The following is a 16931-nucleotide window of genomic DNA, read 5'->3' as shown; positions in this document are numbered from 1 at the left end:
TCTGTGTTCATCGGTGTACCCTGCCTTAAGCCTATGAGCGCACGGCAGCTGCTTTATGCCGGGAAACCCGTCCACCGCACTGCCTCGTCTACATCTGTGTTCGCTAATCAAAATCAACTTGGCAATTGCCAAAAAACCTTATGTTGCTTCTTCAATTCACACTTAGATGTAATTTTGATTCCTGATTAAGTTATACAAGGAACTTAAAATACTGTGCGACAAATCCAATCTGTACTCAAGGTATTTGAAAGCCGCAAAATGGCGGCTTTGTTATTGCTAGGTTTTGCCTCAGGTTTGCCCTTATTATTAATCGGAAATAACCTCAAAGCCTGGATGACTCAAGAACAGGTTGATTTGGCGGCGATCGGCTGGTTTAGCCTCGCTAGTCTTCCCTACTCATTAAAGTTTCTTTGGTCTCCGTTTTTAGACCGGTTTACACCTCCATTTTTGGGACGGCGGCGGGGTTGGTTGATTGTGACGCAGATCGCTTTAATAGTAGCGATCGCCTTTATGGCTTTTCAACAACCTAAACAAGCCTTACAGCTTTTAGCCATCAACGCTATAGTCATTGCTTTTTTGAGTGCGACTCAAGATATTGCTGCTGATGCCTACCGCACTGATGTTTTGACAGAATTAGAGATGGGGGCTGGGGCGGCAGTTTTTATTTTAGGTTATCGGATTGCGCTATTAGTTGCTGGTTCTTTAGGATTAATACTGGCTGACCGAATGCCCTGGTCTGCGGTGTATTTGTTTATGTCAGGAATAATGGTGATTGGGATTTTTGGTGTCTTAATTGCGCCAGAACCACGACAAATTAGCCCGCCAGCTTCTTTGGCTGAAGCTGTCGTTTTACCATTTGGGGAATTCTTTCAGCGCCAAGGAGTAATCCAAGGCTTATTGATTTTGGTGTTTATCACCTTATATAAACTTGGTGATGCCTTACTGAGTAATATGGCGACACCCTTTTTACTCACCATCGGCTTCACTAAAACCGATATTGGAGCAATACAGGTAGGAATGGGATTAATTGCTACTATTGTTGGCGCCCTTGTCGGCGGTGCAGTTTTAAGCAGAATAGGTATCAATCGTTCACTATGGGTATTTGGTGCGTTGCAGGCTTTAAGTAACATTGCTTACTTTATACTGGCTCAACCGCAATTTTCTCAAAATTACCAATTATTAGTATTGACTATTAACATCGAAAACTTTTGTGGTGGACTGGGAACCGCTGCCTTTGTTGCCTTTTTAATGAGTCTTTGCAACCAGCGATTTTCCGCTACTCAGTATGCATTGCTCTCCAGCTTAATGGCTGTCAGCCGCGATATTTTGGCTGCCCCAGCTGGCTCGATCGCCAAAAGCACAGGTTGGCCTACATTTTTCTTAATTACTATAATTGCCGCCGTGCCAGGGTTACTTTTGTTGCCTGTTTTCGCTCCTTGGAACCCTCAACCCATAGCAATGCCTAGACCAGGACTAGATGATGAGGAAGAAGATGTATGGGGCCAAAACTAATCATTATTATTGCTACAACAATCCTGTTATTTACAGGACTCCTACTTGGCTATGTGCTTTCCCAGTTAGTTTTAGGATTTCTTGGACTTAATCTCCTGACTTTTTTGGGGACATTCAGTTTAATTGTAATTTTTGGTACGCTTTATTACGTTTTATTTTGGGAATTGCGTAGGCAGTCTAACCAAATCAAAGGCAATAGACCACAGCCTGCAACCCAACCTGCAACTGAGTCAACAACCCAACCCACACTCAAACCAACGACTCCACGTGGTGCTGACAGCCGTCTGCAAAACAAGCTAATTTCAATGTTAGATGGCGACATAGCCGCAGCAGAACGCCTTGTCGCACAAGCAAGACAGAATTATCCCGGATTTCCAGAAAGTTGGTACTGGGAAAGAGCGATCGCTGACTTAGAACGCGATCGTAGATGAAATCAGTGAACAGTTATCAGTGAACAGTTATCAGGAACATCGCTAGAATAAATCATGTTAACTTCATAAATCTTCAGTCAAACTTCATATCTAATAAAATGGCTATATTTCGTCAATACATTGCCCCCCTACTCGTAGTATTGCTATTTTTAATTGCGCTAGTTGCTGTCAGCGCCCGTATATTTTTGCCTGCGGACATGGCAGCACCCGCACCCGTTGAGGAGAATGGGGAACTCGGGGCCCCCACTCCCTTAGGGGAGTGGGGATTAGGGGCAATGGGGAGATGGGGTGATGGGGAGACGTTTGCCAACAGAGAGAATAATTTCTTCGTGTCTTTCTCTACTCCTCCAATTTCTCCTACCTCAATATAAAATCTAAAATCCAAAATCCAAAATCCAAAATCCAAAATCGAATGACTTGTGGAACTGCTACCAGGTTACTGTATTCGGCATGGCTCCAGTCTAGATCGGTCATTGCTTGTTAAGTTTATGCAATTGACTTACCAAGAAATGTTTCCTGATGGAGATTTTTCCCATCTCGCACAAACAGTAGAACAATACTTCTCTAGCCAAACTCCTTTGTGGTGGGTAGAAGAACATGGGGAACTCGGGGTCCCCACTCCCTGTCGGTCGTGGGGATTAGGGGCAATGGGGAGAACCGGAGATGGGGAGAAAAATGATGGGGGGCTAGGGGTCCCCACTTTGTGGGGTTGGGGGGCAATGGGGAGAACCGGAGATGGGGAGAAAGATTTCATCCCACCACCCCACCACCCCACCACCCCACCACATCATCCAATAGCCTGTCTCTGGATAGGAAACGCTATTGACCAAGTTACAGGCGATCGCCATGCTCACATCTTTCTACTGTATGTTGTACCAGAACATCGGCGACGGGGTATTGCTACAGCTTTGATGCGATATGCAGAAGATTGGGCGAAAAACAGAGGCGATCAGCAAATGGGGTTGCAGGTGTTTCAATCTAACCAAGCTGCATTAAATCTTTACAGTCACTTAGGTTACAAAACTCAGTCTTTGTGGTTGAAAAAACTTTTATAACTCTAATTTGTTTGAACTTTCAATTTTAAATTTTGAATAAATTTGTAACTGGTAGTAGGGAATGGTACTTTTGATGTATGTATGACGAAGATGACCTCAGCCTACTTGATGCTGAAGTAGAGCTAGAAAGCCCTCTAGATAAAATGGAGCCGCTGACCGCAGAGTCAGAAGTGCCAAAACCCGATCCAGAGGAAATGCTACCACTACTAGAGCATCCCCAGCCGCAGCAAAGAATGCTGGCAGCACGTGCTTTCTGTGACATCGAAGATGCACGTGCAACTCCCCATTTAATTCGCTTGCTTACTGATACTTGTCCTCTGGTACGGGTCAGCGCTGCCTATGGACTCGGACGTAACCCTGGCCCCGACGCTGTAGAACCATTGATTAACCAATTAGGGCGAGATTGGAATGGATATGTACGCAAAGGCGTGGTTTGGGCCTTGGGTAACTGCCGCGATCGCCGTTGTTTAGCACCCCTAGCAAATGCCCTAAGAACTGATATTTCCGCAGTTAGATTATGGGCTGCTAGTTCTTTGGCCCAGATGGCACAAATTGGTTATGAAGCTGTGGTTGGGGCAATACCACCATTAATAGAAGCTTTAGTACAAGACCCTGTAGCACCAGTACGGAGTAATAGTGCTTGGGCGATCGGACAGTTATGTCGCGAACTGCCTTCTAATATTGTCTATGCCACTGCCATTGATGCCCTAATTCAAGCTTTCGCTGAAGATAAAGATTTGGGAGTCCGGGAAGATTCCAAAGCAGCGCTTTTGGGAGTTGGCGATCCACGAGGTTTACAGTTAATTGAAACCCTCGAACAAGAGGGATGGTTTTAAAAAGGGGCTTGCGCCCTACGATTTTTGGTCAATTAGAGTCCCTATTTCCTCAATTTATCCTGGATAGCTTGTCCCTTTCTTTATCCCGAACTCAGGTTTAGTAGTTAGTGGGATCACAAACAACCACCAATCAACAACCCTTCGGGTTCGCCAGTCCCCCATTGTGACGGAGACCGCCTTTTTGGGGGGCTGGTCTCACCAACAACCAACAACCACCAATCAACAATCAACATCCAACAACCAACTACTTCAAAATTGTTTCTAGAGCTGGTTGTAAATCAGGATATTGAAATTCAAATCCACTTTCAAGGGTGCGTTTAGGAAGAACTTGTTGCCCTTCTAAAACTACTACAGCTCCGTCTCCCAAAAGAGCTTCTATGGCAAAGTCAGGAACAGGCAACCAGGAAGGACGATGCATGACTTTGCCCATAGTCGTAGATAGTTCTGACATGCGGACGGGATGAGGTGCAGTAGCATTATATACACCTGACATTTCTGGTTTAGTTAAAGCTTGGATAATCAAGTTAACTAAATCATCTATATGAATCCAAGAAAACCATTGTTTGCCGCTACCAATAGGTCCACCAGCAAAGAGCTTGAATGGTGTAATCATTTTACCCAAGGCTCCACCCAAACCCAAAACAATACCGAATCGTAGAATTACTAATCTAACACCAGCTTCTGTCACTTTTGTTGCTTCTGCTTCCCAAGCTTGACAAACTTGGGCAAGAAAATCATTACCAGATGGACTTGTTTCGTCGAAAGTAGCAGTTTCACTAGTGCCGTAGTAACCAATAGCAGAGGTGTTAACTAGAACACTAGGTTTAGGATTAGCCTTAGCTATTGCCTCCACTATTTTTTGAGTAGTCAGTTTACGGCTATTGAGAATTTCTTGTTTTCGTTCTGGTGTCCACCGTCCCTCACCTATGGGTTCGCCAGTCAAATTAACAACACCATCGCATGTAGCGATCGCCTCTTGCCAAGTACCAGATACTGTCGGCGTATAAGCAACAATTTCTATATTAGAGAAAGCTTTGTTGGGGAAAACCTTTTGAGCATGGGTGATGTTACGAGTTAATACCAGTACCCTATGTCCAGCTTTGTGGAGCTGTTCTACCAAGCGACTACCGACAAATCCTGTTGCACCACTTACTGCTACTTTCATAATTTAACCTCTATCAAACCCTATATTAAAGTTTTTTATCGCACCTGAGAACAGAAGTTGGGGGCTGTGGTCTGTCCGATTAATTTTGCTAGGCTACCAGATCCCCGACTTTTTTAAAAAGTCGGGGATCTGGTAGCCTAGCAACCCCTTAGAACTCATGACCCAGACCACTAGTATCAAGCGCTTCCTTAATGAATCTATAATTACTTGCGTTTAAGATGGTTCGATATTATAGGATGGACTGAGTGTTACAAGCCTTGGGTCTATTATGGCTCGCTATACCTGTTCGTTTATTCTTTCTATTCCCATTAACCATCTCCAGCCGCTACTTGTAGAACTGCTACAAGACTGCAACTTGGATGTGCAGTATTCTACATTGGATTACATCATGGCGCGTGAGATTGTCGGTACTGTTTCCTACTCAAAAATGGTGACAGTAGAAATATTGATTGATAAAAGCACAGCCACCGAAACAGAAACTCGAATGAGCATTGTGATTAAAAACCAGGAACTGCCACTCCAGCTAGATAATCACTGTCGGCAGGTGTTTGAATATATCAAGCAGGCAATTGAAGAAAGCCGTCATTGGCATCTGATTGAAAGCCTAGCAGGATAGATACAAATGCTTACAGCAAGGGCGTCTGCTACAGCTAGCTTCGTGCCAATCTAGCTTAGAGCAAAACGCCAGAGAAAATATTGCCAACAAACTTTTTAGTCTTCTAAATCGTCTGTCATACCGGGGTTGATAAGCGTGATGTCATATTCACTAACATCAGCCTGGCCAGGGGGCATTGTATCACGTTTTAACAGGTAATAAATGGCACGTACCTGCGGACCAAAAACAACTTCATCTTCATTTTTAAGATCATGGGCTGGGAGTTTGCGCCCATTAATCATCAGACCATTAGAACTGGGCTTGCCTTTAGCATCGCCATCAACAATTCGATAATAATGACTGTTGCTGTTATCATCTCTGGGCAACCTTACTAAGGTAGCGTGACGACGCGAGACAAATTGTGAGACTAAACGGATATCACATTCTCGGTCTCGACCGATGGAATAAATAGGACGCTCTAGAATAAACTCCTTACGTCCTTGATCGTCTTCCACGATCAGTATATGGCTTTCATGGTTTTCTGCTGCCATTGACAAATCGTTACTAAAATCGGTTGAAGTCTTATCAATTAAGAATTGTTTAGAATTGTTTTCTGCCATTTTCTAAACCAAAGCCTTTAGTACTGCATAGTTATAACTAAGAGTAAAACAGTAGAGTATAGTTTTACTCTTAGTATCTACAGTGGCATCTACTGGCGCTCTGGGAAAAGAGTCAATGACTTTGTGAGATTTTTTAAACAGTGGCTTATCGATTTAGTTTAACCTGAGACAGGCAGAACGGATATTCACTCTTTTGAAATATTAGGAGCAAATATTCTACTAGTTCACCAAATTGATTTTGATAGGTTGGCTAGATTCGCAACTTTTTAAAAAAGTCGGGGATCTGACGCCTCGCGAAGAGTCAAAACTTATGTGGTCGAGTACTACTAGTGTAGTATTGCAAAAATAACTACACAGTGAAAATAAGCTAGAAAGCTTGATTTCCAAGCTTCATAGCTTTCTGCCTTCTTGTATTAACTATGAGAAAACCGCCGTAGTAGTAGGGAATTGGTAACAACACTAACCGAGCTAAAAGCCATTAGAGCCGCAGCGCCAGCAGGACTTAGAACAAAATGTAGACTGGGCAATAATATACCAGCGGCTAAAGGAATTCCTAGCGTATTATAGGCAAAAGCCCAAAATAAATTTTGGCGAATTTTGTTGAAAGTGGCACGGCTGAGTTGAATTGATGCGACTACATCGCTTAAACAGTTTCGCATCAAAACAATATCAGCTGTTTCAATCGCCACATCTGTACCAGTGTGTAAGGCAATACCAATATCTGCTTGAGACAAAGCCGGAGCATCGTTGATGCCATCTCCTATCATTGCGACTACGGATTTTGGATTGGTAATTCTGTCCATTTCTCCGTTTTGAAGAGATTGTATGACTTCTGCTTTCTTGGCTGGAGGTACACCCGCCATCACATCGGCAGTATCTAATCCTAGTTGGTTAGCAATAGCGAAAGCTGCTGTTGGTGTATCACCACTGAGGAGCATAACTCGCAGTCCCATCTGACGCAACTTGTCTACAGCGGTTTTCGCGTCTGGTCTGAGGGTATCTTGAATAGCAATGAGTCCAGCAACTATTCCTGCAATTGCTACTCCCACAACAGTTTTACCATCCTCTGCTAACTTCTGTGCCTGCTTGTGTAAATTTTCATCAATGACGATTCCGTGCCAACTCAACCAATCCCAATTTCCCAAAAGCACTAAATTGCCTTCAACTACAGCAGAAACACCAAGCCCCGGTTCTGTGTGAAAGTCAGTAGCTGATGGAATCGTTAACTGTTGCTGCTGTGCTTGGTTCCGAATTGCTGTAGCCAGAGGATGACAAGTACCGCTTTCTACGGCGGCGGCGAGTTGTAATAAGTATTGGGGATTAGGGATTGGGGATTGAGGATTAGTTGTTTTTCCCTTCCCTTGTCCTCCCTGTCCTTGTTGTCCCTCCAGTACCAAACAATCCGTTACGGTCGGATTACCACTAGTCAGCGTGCCTGTTTTATCAAAAACGATGGTATCCAACTGATGGACTTTTTCTAAAACATCACCGCCTTTGATTAATAGACCCCGTTCAGCAGCGATTGCAGTTCCTACGAGAATCGCTGTAGGTGTGGCTAGTCCTAAAGCACAGGGACAAGCTACCACCATGACTGCAATGGCTAACTTCAAGCTCACCAACAATGGAGAGTGATGAGTAGGTACGGGTACACTATCAGAATGATGGGCCATGTTCATGCCAGCCCAGATGGTAACATCGTGCCAAACATGAGTGCCGATAAAGTACCAAAACAAAAATGTCAATACAGCCGCCGCTAGTACACCGTAGGTAAAGTATCCTGCGACTGTATCTGCTAATTTCTGTACGGGTGCTTTTCTAATTTGTGCTGCTTCCACTAAAGCAACAATTTGTGCCAAAGTGGTATCGTTGCCTGTGCGAGTCGCTTCAATTGCGATCGCTCCCGATTGATTGAGTGTTCCCGCTGTGACCGTATCTCCTGTTTGCTTCAGCACTGGTACAGCTTCTCCAGTCAGCATTGACTCATCAATGGTTGTTTGACCATCGATCACTACGCCATCAACTGGAACTTTGTCTCCGGGCAGAACTTGTAACCATTCGCCTACACGTACTTGTTCGGCAGGAATTTCGATCACCTCGGTAAGAGAAGGTTGTGGAGATGCGCCACCTCTCGTCTCTACACTCCGTTTCGGGATCAATCTTGCTAACTGGGGCTGGAGATCGAGCAAGTTTTTAAACGCAGCGGTAACTCGACCTCTGGCTTGTTTTTCTAAAGTTCGTCCCAATAAGATAAAGCCCAACATCATCACAGGCTCATCAAAGAAGCACTCCCAGCCAAGCTGGGGAAACAGCAGAGCAATCAAACTAGCTGTGTAGGCAATCAGCGTTCCCAAGCCGACAAGAGTATTCATATTGGGCCCGCCCCGTCGCCAACTTACCCAGCCATCTATCAAAATTGAGCGGCCAGGAATTAATAGCGCTACCGTTGCTAATCCGCAGTGAAACCAGATGTTATGCAAAACAGGCAGTACAAACCCACCACTATTGCCAAAATGTCCGATTCCTGACAACACCAGTAGCAATGCAGCAATAATCAACTGCCTACGTGCAGACTGAATCTCTTGGCGCTGTCGTTCTGCTGGGTCAGATTTGCCTTGGTTTTCATCCGCCACTTTCCCACTTGCTTGCCTGGGTTGAGACGGGAATCCAACCGCCGTCAATTGCTGTGCCAGTGCATCTGCGTCTACCGCACTAGTTTCTAACTCTATGATCGCAATCTCTGTTGCCAGATTTACACTGGCGCTCTTTACTCCAGGATATTGAAACAGTTGGCGCTCTACAGCCTTTACACAGCCACCACATTTCATGCCCCCGACATCCAAGATGATTTTCTCGGTTGTCGGAGTTGGTTCTGGGGAAAGGTTAGTTTTTGGGACAAGTTGCATGGAATAGTATTTAAATTTGTTACGAACCTAGAAGTACGCCTCAGCGTACCCCTATTTCGAGAGTAGGCGAAATTCGCAACAATGACAGAACGTCATGGATATGAAGTTTTGTTAAGCTTATCCCCTGCAAGATAGCACGGAGGATTTCACGGTAATAGGTAATTGACCCATTACCAAAGGCGGCGGGTGGCGATTCCTCTCGCCCCGTCAATGAACGTTCCGAACCGCCGTCTTTATTGTGAAAAGGTATCAGTCGACTCTCTACGATTCCAGCGCAGATATGTCAAATAGATGATGACAACTAACTGGGTTGGCATCAAAGCTACCTGACTTCTTAAAAAAGGATTAATCTCTAAATGAGATATGGTAGTAAAATATACCAACCCTAATAAAGCTAAAAACACTAAAGATATATACTTACGCTTAAAAATTAACATATTGGTACAAGGGAGAAAGCAGAGGGAGTGTGAGAGGTGTGTAGACGAGGCAGTGCGGTGGTGAGGCAGCGCGCAGAAGGGGGTTCATCTCATGAGCATAAGCGCGAAACCGTAGACGCGCTCATAGGCTTCAAGGTAGAGTAGGGCTTAAGGTAAGGTGGGGTGTGAGGGGTGGGGGAGTAGTAAATAACTAATCAACTACTAACTACTAACCATCAACAAACAACCAACAACCAACTAAAACCAGCCTTGTTTGTTAACAAAGTAGGTATCCACAAATTGGTCGTAGGATTTGTTGAGGTAGATCATTCCTTCTATCAAACCTACAAGCTGCATAATAAATAGGGTTAAACCGTAGGTAAAATAACCTCCTACTAAAGAAATCATGAGCATGATAAATCCTTCTGTGGTATAACCCAGAACAAACTTATGAATACCAAGACCTCCTAGCATAATGCCACTGTACCCAGCTAATAGTTGTTTGGTGGCATGACTGGGGTTGAGATTTGCCATATAAGTACTACTCCTTTATTAGTAATGTATAAAATTGAAATTCTATATTTTTAGCAAAAAGTAAATCTACTGACTATCTTATTTACACTCTCTTTTGGCAAAATCAACAAATTTTTACTTTTGAGCCAGTATAAATACTGAAAAAGGTAAATATGTTGAACTTACGTTACTAGTGAGGTCAAGTAACGCTATTTTTTGAAGATATAGTGTTCAGAAATTGTCTGAAACTAGATATCTCCAGAAAACTATTTTGAATAACAATAAAAACCGCTACATATTATAGTTTTGAATTCTAAGCCAGAAACCTCTGTGTGACAGGATTAACGGCAAACACATTGTGTCATACATACTTTATACACATCAGACAGTATCATTTCCGGATTTTTTATTGTCACGGTAAATAATTAATGATACTGACTTAGAGTAAATTAGACACCGTATTTCAGCGGCTTTTTACACGTGGTTTTCTAAGTTTAGCCAAGCAAATAGCTACAAACTAAATTGTGTAAATTTCTCGTAATCATTAAATTGAAAACGGAAATGTAAAAGTTAATATTCCCAGACAAAAACTGTCAATATGCAATACTTAGCCATTAATGGCTAATTTGTTATTTATTTAACTAAATTGCTTGATTTTGTTATTAGCTATTTATTTTCTCTCAAGCTAGCATTTTTTTATGCTTAATATCAACATACTGTTGGTAGATTTTTGTGACGAAGGGGATTAGGGATCAGGGATTGGGCATTGGTGTTTCTTTTCTCCTGTTTCCCCTTGTCTTCTACTTTTGAGATCCCTATTCCCCGATCCCCGATCCCTTTAATTACTGCCACTACCAAGGATAAATAAGCTAAGTAGAGTGCCACTGTTCCAAAGGCTATGGAGGAGCATGGGAGCCAGGAGATTACGCGATCGCGTGTAAACTACTCCTAAGACAATTCCCAAGGCAAATAGTGGTAAAACTTCCGATAAACTCAAATGAGCGATCGCGAACAAAAAGCTACTGGCGATAATTGCCCACCACACCGACATATAACGAGTCAGAGAAGGTAACAGAAAACCGCGAAATAGGAATTCTTCAAACAAAGGAGCAGCGATCGCGGCAGTCAAGAAAAATATACCCAAAGCTAGAGAATCTTGACTTTCCAATGCTAACTGCAACAGAGGATTACTACCACCTTGTCCCTGCCATATTTGTTGATTGATCAAAGACACCACAACTACCACAGGCAAAGCTGCACAGTAACCACCAAATCCCCACAAAAACCACTTACCTTGTAGATTAAAGCGAAACCAGCCAGACTCTAGCGGTAAAAAACGTTTAATAGATAAATACAGTACCGATATCGCACCTGATGCCACTAATATGTAACTTAAGAATACATAGAATGCTTGCAGCCGTAGATTTTGGGCAGCACGGGGGATAGGAAGTAGGGATAACACTATGGGGATCAATACTTGTCCCATAAAGAAAAAGCCGACGACAAATACTTGCAAAATCGTTTCGCCATCCCAAGGTACTGACCAACCCGTATCAGCATTTTGTCCCAATAAACTAGCTTTACCCTTGACAACACGTTGAGCAACTAGAAAAATCAGCAGTCCTACACCAACAAAAGCCCCCAGCGCTGGAATGGTACCAATAATCGCTAATTTCACAAAAGCTTGTTCCGCAGCTTCTTGTTCTGCTATTTTGAGGTTTGCTAAAGCTTCTTGACGTTGCTGGAGTTGATAGAGTTGAGTCAAAGCAGTATAACGAAACCAGCCATCTAAATTATCTTGAATCAATTGTTGAGCATTGGGAAGCAAACGAGGCGGACTACTCCACATTCCAGTCAACGCCGTGGCAGTTTCGCGCAACTCAGGTTTAATTTGGGTATTTTGCTGCAATTGCTGCCAAGTTTTCAAGGCTGTATCTGTTTGTTTTTGCTGTGCTTGTAAAATTCCCAAGCGCAAATCTATCTCAGCAATTGATTTTTGCAGTTGATCAACAGTTTTTTGTAATTGTTTTTGCTGTACTGAACGAGAAGTATTAGTTGCAGGAGGAATTTCTGGTTGGGATTTAGGAGTTGTGGGAGTTGTAACAGGTTCAGAATTTAAGTCTGCCAGCTGCTTTTGAGCTTTTTCCAAATTAATTTCAGCCGATTTTCGTGCTTCTTGATACTGCTTAGTGGCGGTTTCTAAGGGTTTTTCACCGATGATTGCTTCTTTGGCTGCTTGAAAATCATTATCCTTGCCATCTGAGATTTGCCACTGGGAAGCTTCTAGGACAATATTTGTCTGATAAAGTTCGAGGCGACTTTGGAACTGTGGTTCTTTCCAACTGTTGAGTAAGGACGAACCTGCAACAAAAATCGCTAATAATGTTAACAAAAATAAACCCAACCGCTTAGGTGTCATTTATTCTCCTCTTGACTCATACTGAGTTGCACTTAATTCGTACTAACCGGGGAGGTAGGGGGGAGGGGAACAGCCATCACCACCCCATCAGTCTCCACGAATAAATACTACTTTTTTTATCAGCCATTTGGAGTGCTGCACCTAAGGGGAATTTGCGATCGCTCGTCAGCACCCAATGTAACTAAAGTTTTGCTTTCCCTATCTAACTCACGGATAGCTGTTTCTATCCTATTTTCTCTCTCACCCAAGCGCGAAAAGACTTCAGCAAAGCAATTTCTCCCATTGTTTTACTTTGCTCAATAAATCTATCAATATCATTTACCGAAATTATAGGAAAGGCAACGCTAAATTTGCGCTCTGTATATTGTCCCTCTACCAACTGATAAAATTTCAGAATTTCTCCATCATATCGCCACAGTTCTGGGACACCTAGCGCTGAATAAATCCTAAATTTATTAACTGAACTATTTGTAATATCAATTTCAATTGCTAAGTCAGGTGGAGGATCTGTTTCTAAATTTATTGTTTCCCTACCTCTAACTTTTGACTCAGTTTGTATATAAAAACAATTATCAGGTTCTATTCCTCGATTTGTGATACGTTTTTTTAAAGTTGTAGAACCAGCACTTTTAATTTCAATTCCTAATTCTTCAGCTAAGACTAAGATAAAACGGTCAAACTGAATTTTAGGATTTTCATGTTCATAAAGTGGGGTCATTATTTCTAAAGTCCCGTCCTCATAAGCAAAACGGGAACCTCTATCTTCTCCTGTTTCTTTCAGTAAGGTTTCAAAGGTTTCCCAGCTAATGTTATGCAGGAGTGTTCTTTGTTCAGCGAGTGTTGATGTGGTGACAGACATATTACCCAAATACCAAGCGATGATAAATCGCAGCTAATAAACAAAGTCCGCGTAGGCGGACTTAATTATAGCTTGAGGAGGTGTATTGCTCCCCGTCATTCATCACCAAACAACCCGCTAAAAAAGTCAATTGTTTCTTTCAAGGCTTTGATGAAGACATCAATTTCCTCACGGGTATTGTAGAAAGAGAGACTGGCGCGGGCGGTGGCCGGAATTTTGAGATAGCGGTGTAATGGTTGGGTACAGTGGTGTCCAGAACGGATGGCAACACCTTCTGTATCTAATAATGTTGATAAGTCATTGGCATGAACTTCGGCGGCGGTGAATGCAGCTAAAGCAGCTCTACCTTCACCTTGAGCATTTGGTTTGGGGCCGTATATTCTAATTTGGGGTATTTTTTCTAATTGCTGGAATAGGTAAGCAGTCAATTCTGCTTCGTAGGCGTGGATTTTGTCCATGCCAATTTTAGTAAGATAATCTACTGCTGCACCAAGAGCGATCGCTTCCCCAATCGCAGGTGTACCAGCTTCAAATTTATGTGGTAAATCTGCGTAGGTAGAATAGTCTAAAAACACCTCAGCAATCATCTCACCACCACCAAAAAAGGGCGGCATGGCTTGCAGTAATTCTAGCTTGCCGTACAAAAAGCCAATACCAGTAGGGGCGCACATTTTATGCCCCGAAGCCACTAACCAGTCGCAGCTAATTTGCTGCACATCAACAGGCATGTGGGGTACACTTTGGCAGGCATCAATTAATACTTTTGATCCATATTTATGTGCGAGGGTGCAAATTTCTGCCACTGGGTTAATGCAACCCAAAGTGTTAGAAACATGTACCACCGACACCAATTTTGTTTTATCCGAAAGCAGCTTTTGGAAATGTTCTAAATCCAATGTTTCTTCCGGTGTCAATTCCACAAACTTCAGTACTGCACCTGTTTTAGCTGCAACAAACTGCCAAGGAACAATATTGCTGTGGTGTTCCATCACCGACAGAATAATTTCGTCTCCTGGCTGTAAATTGTTCATTCCCCAACTGTAAGCAACCAAGTTGATCGCCTCAGTTGCATTGCGGGTAAAAACAATTTCCTGACGTGATGCAGCATTGACGAAGGCAGCAACTTTATCTCTCGCTGCTTCGTAAGCTTCTGTAGCTTTAGCACTGAGGGTATGTACACCACGATGGACATTAGCATTGTACTGCTCGTAGTAGTCCCGGAGAGTATCGAGTACGAACAGAGGTTTTTGGGATGTCGCAGCGTTGTCAAAGTACACTAAAGGTTTGCCGTTGACTTCCTGGTGTAAAATCGGGAAGTCAAGACGGACTTTATCAGCAAGGGTTCTTTCTTGGGTAAAAGTCATTTTAGTCATTAGTCATTAGTCATTGGTCATTAGTCATTAGTCGTTGGTGATTGACTGATAACTGTTGACGGTTTGCGTGAGTTTTTCACACAGGGAAGGAACTGGTACTTGGTTGATAATTTCCGCAGCGAAGGCATGAACTAATAAATTGCGCGCACTTTCTTCATCAATACCCCGACTTTGCAGGTAGAAGATTTCATCGTCTTCCAACTGACTAACAGTCGCACCGTGAGCGCATTTAACATTATCTGCGGTAATTTCTAGTTGGGGTTTGGTATCAACTCTGGCTTTAGATGATAGCAGCAAATTGCGATTCAATTGTGCCGCATCCGTTAACTGCGCTAGTTTAGGAACAAAAACTTTGCCATTGAACACCGCATGAGCGCGATCGCCTACGATAGTTTTGTGCAATTGCCGACTTGTACCATAAGGATAATTGAGAGCGATCGCACTGTGAGTATCCGCCAACTGATTACCACCGATCACCGTCAACCCATTCAAAGTGGTTTCCGTTTGCTCACCAGTTTGTAAAATCTCTAAATTGTGGCGCGCAACCCTACCACCCAAACTAATCGCATTACAAGTATACCGACTAAAACGCCCTTGCGTCACAGCAGTTTTACCAACATGAAAACCCTCTCTACTATCCCACTCAACCCGGGTGTGATTTACCTGAGCATTATCCTCGATCCAAATCTCCGTCACCGCGTTAGTAAAGTATACTCCCTCTGCGTTCTCTGCGCCTCTGCGGTTCCTATACTCTTCCACCAAACTCACCTGCGAACCACTTTCCGCCACCACCAAACAACGCGGCTGAGAAATAATCGGCTCCTCACCAGCAGCAATAAACACCAAATGAATTGGTGTTTCTACCACTACATTCTTCGGAACCCAAACCACCGCCACATCATTAATACCAGCAGTATTCAGGGCAGTAAACACATCCAACGCTCCCTCAGCTTGTGCCAAATATTTCTGTACACCAAGCTGACTTGCAGCATCCAAATTGCTAACTACTACCCCATTTGGCAACCCAGCGATCGCCGATAACTCTGGTACATAGGTACCATTCACAAACACCAAACGAGAGTTAGCAGCTTCCGGCAAAATATCCAGTTGTAGAGACGCGCCATGGCGCGTCTCTACATTAAATTTTACCTGCCGTAAAGCAGACAAATCAGTAAACCGCCATTCTTCATCCCGGGTAGTAGGCAAAACAGAATGACGCACCCAATTTGCCGCGCGATCACGCACCTCTTGCAACCAACCCTCTGACTTTGATACAGTCACCCGATTTAATAACTCAGTTAAATAAGCATCCCTATCTAACAGAGTTGCAGTCAAACTAGCTGCACTTGAGTTAGGAAGTGGACTGGGAGAAACTTGGATAGTCATTACACACCCACCTCAGCCGCAAATTCATCTAACAACCAGTCATAACCACGAGATTCTAACTCTAACGCCAACTCCTTACCACCAGACTTAATAATCCGTCCTTGTGCCATCACATGCACATAGTCCGGCACAATATAATTCAGCAGTCGCTGATAGTGAGTAATCATAATTGTGGCATTCTCAGGACTCGCCAATTGATTTACACCATTTGCCACAATTTTGAGGGCGTCAATATCCAAACCTGAATCTGTTTCATCCAGAATCGCCAGCTTTGGTTCCAGTAACGCCATTTGCAAAATCTCATTGCGCTTCTTCTCGCCACCAGAGAAACCTTCATTCACACTCCGGTTAAGAAAAGCCGAGTCCATTTTCACGACTTCCAGCTTTTCCTCTATCAAGTCGTCAAAATCAAAAGCATCGATTTCTTCCAAACCCTGCGCCTTCCGCTTGGAATTATACGCCACGCGCAAGAAATCTAAATTGCTGACACCTGGAATCTCCAAAGGATACTGAAAAGCCAAAAATATCCCACTCCTGGCACGTTCTTCCGGTTCCATTTCCAGCAAATTCTGTCCCTGGAAAATCACCTCACCGCCAGTCACTTCATACGCGGGATGTCCAGCCAAAACCTTAGAAAAGGTACTTTTACCAGAACCATTCGGCCCCATAATCGCATGAATCTCGCCGGAACGCACTTCCAGATTCACACCCTTGAGAATTGGTGTTCCATCAACTTCAGCCGTCAAGTCTCTTACCGACAGCACAACTTCGCTATTTTCAATAATCATGTTCTCTCTCTTTTATATTCTCTGCGCCCTCTGCGTCTCTGTGGTTTTTTTATTTCGACC

General features: G+C 43.4%; 15 protein-coding genes. 6 read left to right on the top strand and 9 right to left on the bottom strand.

Going from position 1 to position 16931, the window contains the following annotated elements; translation table 11 throughout:
* The first annotated feature begins 213 nt into the window (after positions 1 to 213).
* The 5 genes from UYI_RS0117985 (at position 214) to UYI_RS0117965 (ending at position 3834) form a co-directional block, all read left to right on the top strand.
* The gene (locus tag UYI_RS0117985) at positions 214 to 1512 is read left to right on the top strand and encodes an AmpG family muropeptide MFS transporter (RefSeq protein ID WP_016868037.1); all 1299 of its coding nucleotides are present in this window, start codon (positions 214 to 216) and stop codon (positions 1510 to 1512) included.
* Complete coding sequence (locus UYI_RS0117980) at positions 1497 to 1943, top strand: hypothetical protein (protein ID WP_016868036.1); 447 nt, start codon at positions 1497 to 1499, stop codon at positions 1941 to 1943. The genes UYI_RS0117985 and UYI_RS0117980 overlap by 16 nt, the downstream gene beginning before the upstream one ends.
* A 98-nt stretch (positions 1944 to 2041) precedes the next feature.
* Positions 2042 to 2314 carry a hypothetical protein gene (locus UYI_RS0117975; protein WP_016868035.1) on the top strand — a complete coding sequence of 91 codons (273 nt, stop codon included), beginning with the start codon at positions 2042 to 2044 and terminating at the stop codon, positions 2312 to 2314.
* A gap of 48 nt (positions 2315 to 2362) precedes the next feature.
* Positions 2363 to 2998 carry a GNAT family N-acetyltransferase gene (locus UYI_RS0117970; protein ID WP_026086026.1) on the top strand — a complete coding sequence of 212 codons (636 nt, stop codon included), beginning with the start codon at positions 2363 to 2365 and terminating at the stop codon, positions 2996 to 2998.
* 77 nt (positions 2999 to 3075) lie between these two features.
* Entirely contained in the window at positions 3076 to 3834 is a 759-nt protein-coding gene (locus tag UYI_RS0117965) for a HEAT repeat domain-containing protein (protein ID WP_016868033.1), read from the top strand.
* 244 nt (positions 3835 to 4078) lie between these two features.
* Here UYI_RS0117965 and thyD read toward each other — a convergent pair whose 3' ends face one another.
* Positions 4079 to 4999 (bottom strand): thylakoid membrane protein ThyD, encoded by a 921-nt coding sequence (gene thyD / locus UYI_RS0117955; protein ID WP_016868031.1) that lies wholly within the window; start codon positions 4997 to 4999, stop codon positions 4079 to 4081.
* Positions 5000 to 5267: 268 nt separating this feature from the next.
* Here thyD and UYI_RS0117950 point away from each other — a divergent pair, with 268 nt between their 5' ends.
* Positions 5268 to 5615 (top strand): hypothetical protein, encoded by a 348-nt coding sequence (locus tag UYI_RS0117950; protein ID WP_016868030.1) that lies wholly within the window; start codon positions 5268 to 5270, stop codon positions 5613 to 5615.
* A gap of 95 nt (positions 5616 to 5710) precedes the next feature.
* Here UYI_RS0117950 and UYI_RS0117945 read toward each other — a convergent pair whose 3' ends face one another.
* From UYI_RS0117945 to sufC, 8 genes are all read right to left on the bottom strand, one after another.
* The gene (locus UYI_RS0117945; protein ID WP_016868028.1) at positions 5711 to 6214 is read right to left on the bottom strand and encodes an FHA domain-containing protein; all 504 of its coding nucleotides are present in this window, start codon (positions 6212 to 6214) and stop codon (positions 5711 to 5713) included.
* Between the two features lie 413 nt (positions 6215 to 6627).
* Positions 6628 to 9117 (bottom strand): heavy metal translocating P-type ATPase, encoded by a 2490-nt coding sequence (locus UYI_RS0117940; RefSeq protein ID WP_016868027.1) that lies wholly within the window; start codon positions 9115 to 9117, stop codon positions 6628 to 6630.
* A 674-nt stretch (positions 9118 to 9791) separates the two neighbouring features.
* Entirely contained in the window at positions 9792 to 10067 is a 276-nt protein-coding gene (locus UYI_RS0117935) for a TM2 domain-containing protein (RefSeq protein ID WP_016868026.1), read from the bottom strand.
* An 817-nt stretch (positions 10068 to 10884) separates the two neighbouring features.
* The gene (locus UYI_RS0117930) at positions 10885 to 12465 is read right to left on the bottom strand and encodes a CPBP family intramembrane glutamic endopeptidase (RefSeq protein WP_016868025.1); all 1581 of its coding nucleotides are present in this window, start codon (positions 12463 to 12465) and stop codon (positions 10885 to 10887) included.
* 223 nt (positions 12466 to 12688) lie between these two features.
* Positions 12689 to 13324 (bottom strand): Uma2 family endonuclease, encoded by a 636-nt coding sequence (locus UYI_RS0117925; protein ID WP_016868024.1) that lies wholly within the window; start codon positions 13322 to 13324, stop codon positions 12689 to 12691.
* A gap of 95 nt (positions 13325 to 13419) precedes the next feature.
* Complete coding sequence (locus UYI_RS0117920; RefSeq protein WP_016868023.1) at positions 13420 to 14688, bottom strand: cysteine desulfurase; 1269 nt, start codon at positions 14686 to 14688, stop codon at positions 13420 to 13422.
* 36 nt (positions 14689 to 14724) lie between these two features.
* A complete protein-coding gene (sufD, locus tag UYI_RS0117915) occupies positions 14725 to 16083 on the bottom strand; it encodes a Fe-S cluster assembly protein SufD (RefSeq protein ID WP_016868022.1) in 1359 nt (452 codons plus the stop codon).
* Positions 16083 to 16871 (bottom strand): Fe-S cluster assembly ATPase SufC, encoded by a 789-nt coding sequence (sufC, locus tag UYI_RS0117910; RefSeq protein ID WP_016868021.1) that lies wholly within the window; start codon positions 16869 to 16871, stop codon positions 16083 to 16085. Before sufC ends, sufD begins: the two co-directional genes overlap by 1 nt.
* Positions 16872 to 16931 lie beyond the last annotated feature (60 nt).

Source organism: Fischerella muscicola PCC 7414 (assembly GCF_000317205.1).
Lineage (GTDB): Bacteria > Cyanobacteriota > Cyanobacteriia > Cyanobacteriales > Nostocaceae > Fischerella > Fischerella muscicola.
This window is presented reverse-complemented; position numbering and strand designations above follow the sequence as displayed.

What these genes read in the sequence shown, in the direction of transcription:
- UYI_RS0117980 (WP_016868036.1), top strand. Translation starts at nt 1,497, where the DNA reads ATGGGGCCAAAACTAATCATTATTATTGCTACAACAATCCTGTTATTT.
- UYI_RS0117975 (WP_016868035.1), top strand. Translation starts at nt 2,042, where the DNA reads ATGGCTATATTTCGTCAATACATTGCCCCCCTACTCGTAGTATTGCTA.
- UYI_RS0117965 (WP_016868033.1), top strand. Translation starts at nt 3,076, where the DNA reads ATGTATGACGAAGATGACCTCAGCCTACTTGATGCTGAAGTAGAGCTA.
- thyD (WP_016868031.1), bottom strand. Translation starts at nt 4,999, where the DNA reads ATGAAAGTAGCAGTAAGTGGTGCAACAGGATTTGTCGGTAGTCGCTTG.
- UYI_RS0117950 (WP_016868030.1), top strand. Translation starts at nt 5,268, where the DNA reads ATGGCTCGCTATACCTGTTCGTTTATTCTTTCTATTCCCATTAACCAT.
- UYI_RS0117945 (WP_016868028.1), bottom strand. Translation starts at nt 6,214, where the DNA reads ATGGCAGAAAACAATTCTAAACAATTCTTAATTGATAAGACTTCAACC.
- UYI_RS0117940 (WP_016868027.1), bottom strand. Translation starts at nt 9,117, where the DNA reads ATGCAACTTGTCCCAAAAACTAACCTTTCCCCAGAACCAACTCCGACA.
- UYI_RS0117935 (WP_016868026.1), bottom strand. Translation starts at nt 10,067, where the DNA reads ATGGCAAATCTCAACCCCAGTCATGCCACCAAACAACTATTAGCTGGG.
- UYI_RS0117930 (WP_016868025.1), bottom strand. Translation starts at nt 12,465, where the DNA reads ATGACACCTAAGCGGTTGGGTTTATTTTTGTTAACATTATTAGCGATT.
- UYI_RS0117925 (WP_016868024.1), bottom strand. Translation starts at nt 13,324, where the DNA reads ATGTCTGTCACCACATCAACACTCGCTGAACAAAGAACACTCCTGCAT.
- UYI_RS0117920 (WP_016868023.1), bottom strand. Translation starts at nt 14,688, where the DNA reads ATGACTTTTACCCAAGAAAGAACCCTTGCTGATAAAGTCCGTCTTGAC.
- sufD (WP_016868022.1), bottom strand. Translation starts at nt 16,083, where the DNA reads ATGACTATCCAAGTTTCTCCCAGTCCACTTCCTAACTCAAGTGCAGCT.
- sufC (WP_016868021.1), bottom strand. Translation starts at nt 16,871, where the DNA reads ATGATTATTGAAAATAGCGAAGTTGTGCTGTCGGTAAGAGACTTGACG.